The following is a 12,733-nucleotide window of genomic DNA, read 5'->3' on the forward strand; positions in this document are numbered from 1 at the left end:
CGGTCCGGTCCTGGTTACGGCTGCCGCAGTATCTCACGCGCAATGACGAGGCGCTGAATTTCAGATGTTCCCTCGCCAATCGTGCAGAGTTTGGCATCGCGCCAGAACTTCTCGGCCGGATAGTCTTTCGTGTAGCCGTAGCCGCCGTGAATCTGGATGGCTTCTTCCGCCACTTTGACAGCCATTTCTGAAGCGTACATCTTGGCCATGGCGGATTCTTTCGTCGTACGCCTGCCGGCATCCTTCATTGCCGCCGCTTTCCAGGTCAGCAGGCGGGCGGCCTCAATCTGGGTCGCCATATCGGCCAGCTTCCACTGAATGGCCTGAAACTCGGCAATCGGACGCCCGAAGGCATAGCGTTCCCGGGCATAGCGCAGGGCCGCCTCATACGCCCCCTGAGCAATGCCAACCGACAGGGCAGCAATGGAGATGCGCCCGCCGTCGAGAATCCTGAGCGCATCCACGAAACCTTCGTTTTCCCTGCCGAGCAGGTTTTCGGCCGGCACTTTCATATCCACAAAAGCCAGGCTGGCCGTGTCGGAAGCGCGCATGCCGAGCTTGTTTTCCTTTTTGCCCCGCACAAAGCCCGGCGTGTCCGTCGGGACAATGAAGGCTGAAATCCCATGCGTCCCCTTTGACCGGTCCGTGCTTGCCAACACAACGCACGTGTCGGCATAGCTTGCGTGAGTGATGAAGTTTTTGTTGCCGTTGAGAACAAAATGCCCGTTCTGCCGCACGGCCGTGGTGGATAATCCGGCGGCGTCACTGCCGGAACCGGGTTCGGTCAACGCCCATGCGCCCAGCTTTTCACCACGCGCCAGCGGCGTGACGAACGTCTCCCGCTGCGCTTCTGTGCCGGCCATGAAAATGTGATTCGTCCCTAGCGAGTTGTGGGCAGCAACCCCCAGCGCCACGGACGGGTCCACCCGTGCCAGCTCCTCGATAATGGTGGCATACTCGATGTAACCCAAACCTGCCCCGCCATAAGCTTCAGGGATGATGATGCCCATCAGCCCCATTTCCGCCAGCTTTGGCTGGAGTTCCAAAGGGAACTGCTGCGGCTCATCCCACGCCATCACGTGGGGGGCAATTTCGGCTTCCGCAAATTCCCGAACGGAAAACTTGATCCGGGACTGTTCTTCGGTGAGGTCCAGATGCATAACGCCCATGGTCTGACTCCTTGTTGCCGACGACCGGCGGAAAGAAACGAACACCCAGCCGAAGCCACCCCACACGGCTTCGGCTCTATAAAAAAACCTTATTCAACGATAAGCTAAAACACCATCCAGAACAACCCCGGCCGAGCCGGAAGCAGAAGCGGACACCAGAGGTTCATGACGCAGCCTGCCCCCGATTCCCAACGTCCGGCGCGCTGGTGGCGCTGGCTGGCAACCCTTGGCGTCGGAAGTCTGGCGTGGGCGTTGACTCCGACCGATCTCGCCCCGAACACCCGTCCTCTGGCCGCGGTTTTCGCCGCCGTCATCACGGGACTCATCGTGCAGCCGGCCCCGGGCGGACTCGTTGTGCTGCTGGGCGTGATGGCAGTGGCCGTCACTGGCGCGCTACCGCCCAAGTCGGCGCTGGCCGGTTACGGCGATCCCACGGTCTGGCTCGTGCTGGCGGCGTGTCTGATGGCGCGTGCCATGACGCGCACCGGCTTCGGGCGGCGGCTGGCCTTCTGGTTCATTCGGGCCATGGGCCGCCGGACGCTGGGCCTGGGCTACGCGCTCGTCGCCACGGATGTCACGTTGGCAGCCGTCATTCCATCGAATGGCGCGCGCGCTGGCGGCGTGCTGTTTCCCATCGTCAAGAGCGTCGCTGAAGCGTACGACTCGCACCCCGGACCCACGGCGCGTCGCCTGGGCGCTTTCCTGGTGATGATGGTCTATCAGTGCGAAGTCATTGCCTGCGCCCTGTTCCTGACCGGGCAGGCCTCGAACATCCTCATCGCCCGGCTGGCCAAAACGACCGCCAATGTGGATTTGACCTACGGTGGCTGGTTTGTCGGCGGCAGCGTCCCGGCGCTCATTTCGCTGGCGGTGGTGCCGCTGTTGCTCTACCGCCTGTTTCCGCCGGAGATCACCCACACGCCGGATGCCACCCGCCTGGCACAGGACGAACTGGCACACCTCGGGCCCATGAGCCGCGCCGAATGGATACTCGCCGGCATATTCGTGATCGTCATCGGGTTGTGGCTGGTGCCGACAGTCCCCGTTTTTGCGGCCCTGCTGCGCAGTCTCGGACTCGAAGGCTTGCTCAACTACACCAGCGTGGCGCTGATCGGCGTCGGAACGCTGCTGCTGACCGGCGTCCTCACTTGGGAAGATGTAACCGGCGAACGCTTCGCCTGGGATGTCTTCCTGTGGTACGGCGGGCTGGTCCGGCTCGCTGAAGCCTTGGGCGAAACCGGGCTGACCGACCGCTTCGCGCAGGTTGTCGCCGGCAGTGCGGCGGGATGGGCGTGGCCGCTGGCCGGACTAATGCTTCTCGCTGCCTACTTCTATGCCCACTATGCCTTCGCCAGCATTACCGCCCACGCCACGGCCATGTATGTGCCGTTCCTGGTGGTTCTGACGGCCGCTGGCACACCGCCGCTCCTGGCCGCTTTCGCACTGGCCTATGCCTCAAACCTGTGCGCCGGACTGACCCACTATGGAACAACGCCCGCCCCCATCTACTTTGCGGCCGGCTATGTCTCGCAGCGTACGTGGTGGCGGCTGGGACTGGTGGCCTCAGTGGTCAATCTGACCATCTGGCTGACCGTGGGACTGCTCTGGTGGCGCTTCCTTGGCTACTGGTGACGGCAGGCCGGGGAAGGAAAAGTACCAAAACGTACACTTTACATTTTTGGGCTTGAAAAACGACGCGCAACCAACGACAAACAGCATTTTACGCTCCGTCGTCCGGCGGCGCGGCGTGCTTCCCCGACACGCCCGGATTTCTTTCCAAAGGAGATTGTCTCGTGCAGCCCCAACCTGTCCTTCATCCGACCTACGCCGGACTCGAACCGGCCGACCTGATGGCGATGTACCGTACGATGGTGCTGTCGCGCCGTCTCGACGACAAGGAAATCCAGCTCAAGGGCCAGAACAAGGTCTTTTTCCAGATCAGCGGTGCCGGCCATGAGGCCATTCTCGTCGCGGCCGGACGGGTTCTGCGCCCCGGCTACGACTGGTTTTATGCCTACTACCGCGACCGCGCGCTGTGCCTCGAACTCGGCATGACGCCGCTGGAGATGCTGCTTGCAGCCGTCGGCGCGGCGGCTGATCCCAACTCCGGCGGGCGTCAGATGCCCTCCCACTGGGGACACAAGGACCTCAACATCGTCTCGAAATCAAGTTGCACGGGAACGCAGTTTCTGCAGGCTGTCGGCTGTGCCGAAGCCATGTACCGGCAAGCCCGATTGCAGCTTGATGAAAGGACGTTGGGGCGTACATTCCCACCTGATGCCGTCGTCTATTGTTCGGCCGGTGAAGGGACGACGAGTGAAGGCGAGTTTTTTGAATCCCTCAACACGGCCTGCAACCTCAAGCTGCCCGTCGTCTATGTAATTGAAGACAACGGCTATGCCATTTCCGTGCCGGTCGAAGTGCAAACGGCCGGCGGCAGCATCTCCCAACTTGTGCGCAACTACCCCGACCTGTTGGTGCTGGAAGTGGATGGCACCGACCTGCTGGCCAGCTACCAGACCATGCGGACGGCCGTGGACTACGCCCGCGCGCGGCGCGGCCCGGCGCTCGTGCACGCGCATGTCATCCGCCCCTATTCCCATTCCCTGTCGGACGATGAGCGGCTGTACCGCACACCAACCGAACGGGAAAGTGATGCCCGGCGCGATCCGCTCGTAACCTTTGCTCACTTCCTGCTGCGTGAGGGCATTGCCACCGAACAGGACCTCGAAGCGCTCCGGGCCGATGTCGAACGGGAAGTCAATGCGGCGGCCGATGCGGCACTGGCCAGCCCGCAGCCAGCGCCGGAAACGGCCACCCGGTATGTCTATTCGCCGGATGTGGACCCGACTTCACCCGCCTTTGACAGCCCGCGTACCAACACAGAAGGGACGCCGGGCACGATGGTGGACCTGCTCAACGCCTGCCTCCGTGACGAAATGGCGCGCGACCCACGGATTCTCATCTTTGGCGAAGATGTGGCCGACGCAAGCCGCGAGGAAAACCTCAAGGAAGTCAAAGGCAAGGGCGGCGTCTTCAAGGTGACGCACAACCTGCAACGGCTCTACGGCAGCGACCGCGTGTACAACTCGCCGCTGGCCGAAGCCAATATCATCGGACGGGCCATCGGGCTGGCCACGGCCGGCTTCAAGCCGGTCGTCGAAATCCAGTTTTTCGACTACATCTGGCCAGCCTACATGCAGCTTCGCAACGAGCTGGCGCTGCTGCGCTGGCGCTCCAACGGAGCGTTCAAGTGTCCGGTTGTCGTACGTGTGCCGATTGGCGGCTACCTCAAGGGCGGAGCGATTTACCACAGCCAATCCGGTGAAGTGCTCTTTACCCACATTCCCGGCTTGCGGGTGGTGTTTCCCTCAACAGCCGAAGACGCCAACGGCCTGCTGCGGACGGCCATCCGCGCCGACGACCCGGTGATCTTTCTCGAACACAAGCACCTGTACCGCCAGGCCTACAACAAGGGCATCTACCCCGGACCGGACTACATGATTCCATTTGGCAAAGCCAAGGTCGTCCGGGAAGGCGATGACCTGACCGTTGTGACCTACGGCGCGCTTGTCCAGCAGGCGCTCGTGGCCGCCCGGGAAGTTGAACGCGACCATGACATTTCCGTGGAAGTCATTGACCTGCGGACGCTTTCGCCCTACGACTGGGAAGCGATCGTGGCTTCGGTGAGAAAGACCAACCGCGTCATCGTAGCCCACGAGGAACCGCTTTCCTGGGGCTACGGAGCCGAAATTGCCGCGCGCATCGGCGAAGAACTCTTTGACGACCTTGACGCTCCGGTGCGGCGGATTGGGGCGCTGGATACCTTCGTCGGCTATGCGCCGCAGCTTGAAGACTACATCCTGCCCCAGATTCCCGACCTCATCGGGGCCATAGTGGCGCTGGCCGAATACTGAGGCCGTTCCGTGATGAACCCCATGTCACAGGATTTTGAAGTCATCCCGGCGATTGATTTACGCCACGGCAGATGTGTCCGTCTGCGGCAGGGAGAAAAAACCAACGTTACGGTCTATGCCGATGATCCTCTGGCTGTTGCCCGGCAGTGGCAGGAAGAAGGCGCCACGTGGCTTCACGTCGTCAATCTGGACGGCGCTTTTGAAGACAGCGACGCTGAAAACCTTACGGCCACGGCGCGGCTGGCGCAGCACATTGACCTTCCGATCCAGTTCGGCGGTGGCATCCGCCACCCGGCCGACGCCGAACGGCTCTTTGATCTCGGCGTGAAGCGCATCATCCTTGGCACGGTGGCTGTCGAGCAGCCGGAGGTGCTCGATCAGTTTCTGGCGCGGTTTGGCCCGGCGGCGGTCGTCGTCGGGATTGACGCCCGTCACAACCGCGTGGTCACCCATGGGTGGCAGACTGACAGCCAGCACACGCCCATCGAGCTGGCGCTTCAGGTCAAGGCGCAAGGCGTCGGGCGTGTCATCTACACGGACGTTGCCCGGGACGGCATGCTCAGCGGCGTCAATGTCGCGGCCACGGCGGAACTGGCGCGGGCAACCGGGCTTCAGGTCATCGCTTCAGGGGGCGTGGCCGAACTGGCAGATATTCAGGCGCTGGCCGCCACCGGTGTGATTGAAGGGTGTATCGTCGGCAAGGCGCTGTATGAGCAGCGTTTCACCCTGGGTGAAGCCCGGCAGGCCGCGCAGCGTGGGATTTTGGAAAAATAAAAGTTTTTTATTGACAAAAATCCCCCTTCTACGGCATGCTCCGGCATGCCATGACAACGTTTTCGGCGCTTCTCAAAGAACATCGCAGTGACATCATCCGGCTGCTCAAGCAGCACGGTGAAATGACGAACGAGGCACTGGCGGCTGCCTTGGGGTTGACCCGTGTCAGCACGCGCCGTCACCTCGAAATCCTGGAGCGCCAGGGGTATGTGACCTACCGCGCTGTTGCCCACGGGCGCGGGCGACCAAGTTACTACTACTCCCTGACGGCGCAGGCCGCGGAGCTTTTTCCCCGCAGTTATGACGTTCTGGCGTGTGAACTGCTCCAGATGACCCACGAGTGTTTTGGCCGGGAGGGCATGCTGCGGGTCATCAGCGCCCGCGCCGAACAGGTGCTGCGGCATCTGGCGCCGCAGTTGGCACCGCTGGATTTTGCCGCGCGTGTAGCAAAACTCGCAGAGTTTCTCATCGAGCGGGGGTATCTTGCCGAGTACGAAGCTCTCCCCGATGGTTCGTTCCGGCTCATCGAGCGTAACTGCCCAACCATTAACGTCGCCACGGCTTTTTCGGAGTTGTGTACGCAGGAACGCCAACTGTACGAAGCGTTATTAGGGGGAGAGGTCGTTCGTGAGCAACGGCTTGCGGACGGCGACAGGGCCTGCGCCTACCGTATCTTTCCACCTTCACAGCAACCCACGACCAATCCACAGGAACGATCCCGTCATGCGAATTCTTGAACAGCAAGTCCTCGACGCACTCCGGGCGGTCCACGACCCCGACTTACACCGGGATGTCGTCTCACTGGGGATGATTCGGGACGTGACGATTGACAACGGGGCCGTGTCCTTTCGCTTTGTCCTGACGACCCCGGCCTGTCCGGTCAAGGAGCAGCTCGAACATCAGGCGCGGGAGGTCGTGGCGGCCATTCCCGGCGTCAAACAGGTGACAGTCAAAATGGAAGCCCAGGTTCCGCAGGGACGTGGCATCCCGGAAAAGGCCGGCATCCCCGGCGTGCGCAACATCATTGCTGTCAGCTCCGGTAAAGGCGGCGTCGGCAAGTCCACGGTCGCCGTCAACCTGGCCGTGGCGCTGGCCCAGACCGGCGCGCGTGTGGGATTGCTCGACACGGACGTATATGGCCCGAACGTTCCCATCATGATGGGCGTTATTGAAGAGCCACGGGTACGGGGCAACAAGATCATCCCCCGCGAAGCCCACGGCGTGAAGTTTATGTCCATTGGGTTGATCAATCGCGGCGACAAGCCGGTCATCATGCGCGGGCCGATGCTCCACGGCGTGGTGCAGCAGTTTCTGCGGGATGTCGAGTGGGGCGAACTGGATTACCTGGTGGTGGACATGCCGCCGGGCACTGGTGACGTACAGCTTTCCCTGGCGCAGCTTGTGCCGGTTTCCGGTGCCGTACTGGTGACGACCCCGCAGGAAGTGGCGCTGGCCGACGTACGCAAGGCTTTCAACATGTTCAAACAGGTTGGCATCCCGGTTTTCGGGATTGTCGAAAATATGAGCTACTTCACCCACCCCAACATCCCCGAACCGATCTACATCTTCGGGCAGGGTGGGGGCGAGAAAATGGCCAAACAGTTTGAGACAGTTTTTCTCGGCGAAATCCCCCTGAGTATCGAAGTCCGGGAAGGCGGCGACAGTGGCGTGCCGGTCGTCGTTGGTTACCCCCAGAGCACGCAAGCCAAAGCCTTTCAGGCCATTGCCGAACGACTGGCCGCCCAGGTTTCCGTGGCGGCGATGGCTTCCCCTGAACTTCCTGAACTGAACCTTGGAGGGTAAAGACATGGGACAGATGGTCAAAATTTGTGAAGAAAACCGCTTTTCCACCTTTGTCAAGAGCAAGAAGTCCGAAGGTTATCGTGACTTGGAGCGTTGGCAGCGGTGGTTTGCCGAACGTGGCATTCCATCCATCATCGCCAGTACCGCCAGTGGTTATGCCCTGTACCGCAACGGACTCATCCAGGTGGACATCCACGACGATAGTCCGGCGCGGGCAGCAGCCTGACCTCGTCTGAACCATTCTTCCCCACAATGGGGAAGAAGCCCCCTTCCCGATTGGGAAGGGGGCTTCCGATTCACAGCGCGTTGTGATCGAGGCGGGTTGACGGATTTCGTTTCGTGGCAGGAAACGAAATTTGCTGGGTTTTTGACGACCCATGCCCTGCCGTCACAGGGCAACTGAACTAACGCAGTTATACACCTCTTGGTTCCAACTGGCAACCCGGTTTCCTCCTTTTTACGCAGGTTTTCCCCTTTTATGTCTTCCGTGCCCCGGCGCCCACTGGTTTTTGGACACCGTGGCGCGGCCGGCACCTGCCCGGAGAACACTCACGCGGGTTTTCAGCAGGCGTTTGCTGAAAGGGCCGATGGGATTGAACTCGATGTGCGCTGCTGTGCGTCGGGTGAGGCCGTCGTCATCCACGATGAGACGGTTGACCGCACCTCGGATGGCACCGGGCGGATTGCCCATCTCTCCCTGTCTGACCTGCGCGGCTTTGACTTTGGGCGGGGGACAGGCTTTGGGCGTGAAACCATCCCTACGCTCGAAGAGGTCTTTGCCCGGCTTCCGGCGGACAAACTCATCAACGTCGAAATCAAAAACGACGACCTGCACAGCCACGGGGAAGAGCGCGCCGTGGCACAGCTTGTCGCCCGGTTCGGTCTGCACGGGCGCTGTCTGGTGTCCTCATTCAATCCTCTGGTGCTGTGGCGGCTTCAGCAGGCTGATGCCCGTCTGTCCCTGGCCTATCTGTACCGCCCGCAGTCGCGCTGGTATTTGCGCCATCTCCCGGTCACCTGGTGGCTCCGGTTACGGGCGCTGCATCCACACCACAGGCTGGTTACGGCGCACGGGGTGGCGCAGGCGCACCGCCGGGGGCTTCAGGTCAACACCTGGACGGTCAATGATGAAGCCGACCTGGAGCGCGTGGTGGCCTGTGGCGTGGATGGCATCGTGACCGATTACCCGGCGCGGGTCGTGGCCTGGCTGGATGCCCGGATGGAACGGCTCACGGCAGCGTGAACGAAAAGAAGTTGGTGACGGCGCGGCGTTCGCCCTGTGGCGTCCTTCCGAGCGGACGGCTCACGGCCAGCACCAAGTCATCGCCCGGACGCAGCGTGCCCAACCGCGCCAGAAACTCATCCACCGTCCGCACCGTGTGCCGATTCACTGCTGTAATCAGCATCCCTTCCTGCAAACCGTTTTCGGCCGCCAAGCCCACCGGACTGACTTCCGTGATCAGGACGCCTGCCTGCCCGGCATACAGGTCCTTGACGCCAAGCTGCATGAGCTTGAGCGGCGAGGCATCCGCCACACTCAGCCCCAAGCGGCGCAGAGCTGTCTCCGGTTCCTCCGGCAACGCATCGCTGGAGGGCCCACCTCGCCGCTCGAAACGCGGGCGCATGGTACGCACCGCTGGCGATACACGCTCTTCCGTTCGGAGCATCACCGAGGTTGGCTTGCCATCCCGGAAGTAACGGACTTCCACCGTAGTATCGCCGGGGGTTGCTGCCAGTTCACGGATGAGGTCCCGTTCGCTGGTAATGGGTCGTCCGGCATACGCCACCACGACATCCCCACTGCGCAGCCCGGCAGCATAGGCCGCACCACCTTCTTCGACGTGCTGGATGAGCGCCCCGTGGTCATTGGGCAGGCCGTACACCCGCGCGAATTGCGGTGTGACGCGATCCACCTGCACGCCCAGCAAACTGCGTGAAACCTGTCCCCGCTCAATCAACTGGCGGACAACTTCGCGCACCGTCGCCGACGGCAGGGCAAACCCAATGCCGCTGTAGCTCCCGTCGCGTGAAGCTATCTGCGTGTTGACGCCGATGACTTCACCGGCGAGGTTGAGCAGTGGGCCGCCGGAGTTGCCAAAGTTGATGGCAGCATCGGTCTGGAGAAACTGTTGCAGCGTATTCCGCCGGTCGGTCACACGGTCTTTGGCGCTGATGACACCCGTGGTCACGGTCTGATCCAAACCAAAGGGACTGCCAATGGCCACGACCCACTCGCCGACGCGCAGAGCGTCGGAATCTCCGAAAGTCAGCGGCTGAATGTCGGCGCGTCCGATGAGCTTGAGAACGGCGATGTCCGTTTCAGCGTCGCCGGCCACCAGGCGCGCCGGGAGCTGCGTGCCGTCGGCCAGGCGTACGGTCAGGCGTGTGGCCTGCTGGACGACGTGGAGGTTTGTCACGATGTGACCTTCGCGGTCAATCACAAAGCCCGAACCGGTTGCCCCGCCCATGCCACGCGCCAGGCTGGGTCCGGCGGCACGGATGTTGACCACGGCCGTCCGCGCCTGCTGGGCAACACGGCTGAAGGCCAGACTGAGGGCATCAGCCGTCGGGTTGGGCATTGCCCGGGAAACCGGCCACCGGGCAGGAGGCCATCCCCACAGCAACCCCACGCCGGCAACGGCCAGGACAAAGCCGACGCCCATCCAACGGATGCGCTGCCACCTCGTCGCCATCCTCTTTGCCCTCCCCGGTGAGACTGGTTGTGACGGCTGTTCAGAAGTCGGCACGTTGCGTTACCGAACAGACTTGCATCATGGCAGTAAGCGCCCCATGGTGCAGCGTCGCATTCCATCCGCGCAAGTGAGAAACGCCCGCATGTCCACGGTTCACGCCCGTCACCTTCACTTCGATACGTTTGCCGGTGCCAGCGGCGACATGATCATCGGCGCCCTGCTGGATGCCGGCGCTTCCTTTGACCGCCTCCAGTCTGACCTGGAACAACTCGGACTCGGCGGCTATACGCTTTCCCTGCGCCGCGTCCGGCGTGCCGCCATTGACTGCGCCAAATTCGATGTACGCCTCACGGATACTTCTGATGCCGAAGCCATCCCGCACCGGCACCCGCACGAAGGCCACCATGAGCATCATCACCCTCACCCGGAACCGCATCACCACGAACCACACCCACAGGAACTACACCGTCACGACCATCACCACGGGCGCGGCATCCGTGAAATTCTGGCCCTTCTCGATGCCGCCGATCTGAACGCGCGGGTCAGAGCCAGGGCCAAGGCAATCTTCTGGCGACTGGCTGAAGTCGAAGGGCGCGTCCACGGCATTTCCCCGGAGGACGTTCACTTCCACGAAGTCGGTGCAGTGGACGCCATCGTGGACATCGTGGGCGCATGTCTTTGCCTTGAGCAGTTGGGCGTCGAACACATCACCTCCGCGCCGTTGCGCGTTGGCTTTGGCTTTGTCGCCTGTGCGCATGGACGCTATCCGATTCCGGCCCCGGGCACGGCGGAACTGCTCAAAGGCGTGCCGTTTTATGCCGGCGACGTGGAAGGCGAATTCACAACGCCGACCGGCGCCGCCATCATCACCACCCTGTGCCGGAGCTACACCCGGACGCCGCCGTTTACCGTCACCCACACCGGCTACGGCGCCGGCACGCGCGACACACCGGGATTTCCCAATGCCCTGCGGGTGTTTCTCGGCACGGACGGGCAGCCGGCCGACCGCCCGGATGAAGAAACGCCGTCCCTCCAGCGCATTTCCACCCTTGAAGCCAACCTGGATGACCAGTCACCGCAGGAACTGGGCTACGTTCTGGAGCGGCTGCTCGCCGCCGGTGCGCTCGATGTCTTTTTCACGCCCGTCTATATGAAAAAAAACCGGCCAGCGGTGCTGCTGAGCGTCCTCTGCCGTCCCACAGACGAAGAGCGGCTGGCACAGCTCATCTTCCGTGAAACCACGACTCTGGGCGTCCGGGTACGTCCTGCGCTGCGCCACATCCTGCCGCGCCGGCAGGTTCGCGTCGTCACGCCAGACGGCGAAGTGGAGGTCAAGGTAGCGACACTGGCGGACGGCACGGAAAAGGTCAGCCCGGAATATGAAGCTTGCCGCCGTCTGGCGGAAGCGACGGGACGCCCGCTGCAGCAGGTCTATGCTGCGGCGCGTGAAGCGTACGAAAAGCAACGAACTGCCAGTGCAGAATAAGCACGAAACCCACAGCCGCACCGGCCGGAGGAGCCACCCACCGCGTCACGGTTCATCATCCGTGCGATGTCCCCCGCTGTGCGGACAAATGTTTGAGGAGACTGGATATAGCCGTCATGGACAAAACCCTGGAAGCCATTTTGTGGAAGATGATGCGGACCCTGTTCAAAGCCCACCCGTGGCATGGCGTCTCCATCGGCGAGCAGGCCCCCGCGCAGGTTACGGCCTACATTGAAATCGTGCCGACGGACGCCATCAAATACGAACTCGACAAGATGACCGGGCACCTCAAGGTTGACCGTCCGCAGAAGTATTCCAACCACTGCCCGACGCTCTACGGTCTCATTCCGCAGACCTACTGTGGCAGGCGGATTGGAGCATTCTGTGCTGAACGCACCGGGCGGACAGACATGGCGGGCGACGGCGACCCCCTCGACATCTGTGTGCTGACCGAAAAGCCAATTCACCACAGCGACATTCTCGTGCAGGCCATCCCGATTGGCGGGTTGCGGATGATTGACGGCAACGAAGCCGACGACAAAATCATTGCCGTGCTCCGCAACGATGAAGTCTATGGGGAATGGCGCGACATTTCAGAGTGCCCGAAGAATCTGGTCGAGCGGCTGCGGCACTACTTTCTGACCTACAAGGAAATTCCCGGCGCCACCGAGCGGCGTACGGAAATCACCCACATCTATGACGCCGCCGAAGCGCAACACATCATCCAGTTGAGCCGGGAGGATTACCTGGAGTCGTACGGTGAGTTTGAAACCCTGCTCAACCGGGCGCTGGCCGGCGGAGAAGCTGAAGCGCAGGCGATGCGCGCCTGACCGGCCAGCCCGGCTCCCCACGAAGCGATTCCCTTGGCTCCCTTACGTACAACGCCCGGTT

General features: G+C 62.2%; 11 protein-coding genes. 9 read left to right on the plus strand and 2 right to left on the minus strand.

Features of this window, described 5'->3' with window-relative positions:
• Positions 1 to 14: 14 nt before the first annotated feature.
• Complete coding sequence (locus tag CABTHER_RS09555) at positions 15 to 1,160, minus strand: acyl-CoA dehydrogenase family protein (RefSeq protein ID WP_014100432.1); 1,146 nt, start codon at positions 1,158 to 1,160, stop codon at positions 15 to 17.
• A gap of 174 nt (positions 1,161 to 1,334) precedes the next feature.
• On the opposite strand from CABTHER_RS09555, the gene CABTHER_RS09560 reads away from it, so the two are divergent.
• The 7 genes from CABTHER_RS09560 (at position 1,335) to CABTHER_RS09590 (ending at position 8,906) form a co-directional block, all read left to right on the plus strand.
• Complete coding sequence (locus CABTHER_RS09560; RefSeq protein WP_014100433.1) at positions 1,335 to 2,801, plus strand: DASS family sodium-coupled anion symporter; 1,467 nt, start codon at positions 1,335 to 1,337, stop codon at positions 2,799 to 2,801.
• A 218-nt stretch (positions 2,802 to 3,019) separates the two neighbouring features.
• Complete coding sequence (locus tag CABTHER_RS09565) at positions 3,020 to 5,086, plus strand: alpha-ketoacid dehydrogenase subunit alpha/beta (protein WP_148264073.1); 2,067 nt, start codon at positions 3,020 to 3,022, stop codon at positions 5,084 to 5,086.
• Positions 5,087 to 5,107: 21 nt separating this feature from the next.
• Positions 5,108 to 5,860 (plus strand): 1-(5-phosphoribosyl)-5-[(5-phosphoribosylamino)methylideneamino]imidazole-4-carboxamide isomerase, encoded by a 753-nt coding sequence (hisA, locus tag CABTHER_RS09570; RefSeq protein ID WP_041569835.1) that lies wholly within the window; start codon positions 5,108 to 5,110, stop codon positions 5,858 to 5,860.
• Positions 5,861 to 5,910: 50 nt separating this feature from the next.
• Positions 5,911 to 6,597, plus strand: a complete 687-nt coding sequence (locus CABTHER_RS09575) for a helix-turn-helix transcriptional regulator (protein ID WP_187288369.1) — start codon at positions 5,911 to 5,913, stop codon at positions 6,595 to 6,597.
• Positions 6,584 to 7,663 (plus strand): Mrp/NBP35 family ATP-binding protein, encoded by a 1,080-nt coding sequence (locus CABTHER_RS09580; RefSeq protein WP_041569194.1) that lies wholly within the window; start codon positions 6,584 to 6,586, stop codon positions 7,661 to 7,663. Before CABTHER_RS09575 ends, CABTHER_RS09580 begins: the two co-directional genes overlap by 14 nt.
• 4 nt (positions 7,664 to 7,667) lie before the next feature.
• Positions 7,668 to 7,889, plus strand: coding sequence for a hypothetical protein (locus CABTHER_RS09585; protein ID WP_014100438.1), 222 nt, complete (start codon positions 7,668 to 7,670; stop codon positions 7,887 to 7,889).
• Between the two features lie 252 nt (positions 7,890 to 8,141).
• Positions 8,142 to 8,906 (plus strand): glycerophosphodiester phosphodiesterase, encoded by a 765-nt coding sequence (locus tag CABTHER_RS09590; RefSeq protein ID WP_014100439.1) that lies wholly within the window; start codon positions 8,142 to 8,144, stop codon positions 8,904 to 8,906.
• Here the strand turns inward: CABTHER_RS09590 and CABTHER_RS09595 are convergent.
• A complete protein-coding gene (locus tag CABTHER_RS09595) occupies positions 8,893 to 10,356 on the minus strand; it encodes a trypsin-like peptidase domain-containing protein (RefSeq protein WP_081464830.1) in 1,464 nt (487 codons plus the stop codon). The genes CABTHER_RS09590 and CABTHER_RS09595 overlap by 14 nt on opposite strands.
• A 142-nt stretch (positions 10,357 to 10,498) precedes the next feature.
• On the opposite strand from CABTHER_RS09595, the gene larC reads away from it, so the two are divergent.
• Together larC and CABTHER_RS09605 are read left to right on the plus strand one after the other, a co-directional pair.
• On the plus strand, positions 10,499 to 11,842 hold the full coding sequence (gene larC / locus CABTHER_RS09600) for a nickel pincer cofactor biosynthesis protein LarC (RefSeq protein WP_014100441.1): 1,344 nt from the start codon (positions 10,499 to 10,501) through the stop codon (positions 11,840 to 11,842).
• Positions 11,843 to 11,958: 116 nt separating this feature from the next.
• A complete protein-coding gene (locus CABTHER_RS09605) occupies positions 11,959 to 12,672 on the plus strand; it encodes an inorganic pyrophosphatase (protein WP_014100442.1) in 714 nt (237 codons plus the stop codon).
• The last annotated feature ends 61 nt before the right edge of the window (positions 12,673 to 12,733 follow it).

Origin of the sequence: Chloracidobacterium thermophilum B, from assembly GCF_000226295.1 — a bacterium.
GTDB classification, from domain to species: Bacteria; Acidobacteriota; Blastocatellia; order Chloracidobacteriales; family Chloracidobacteriaceae; genus Chloracidobacterium; species Chloracidobacterium thermophilum.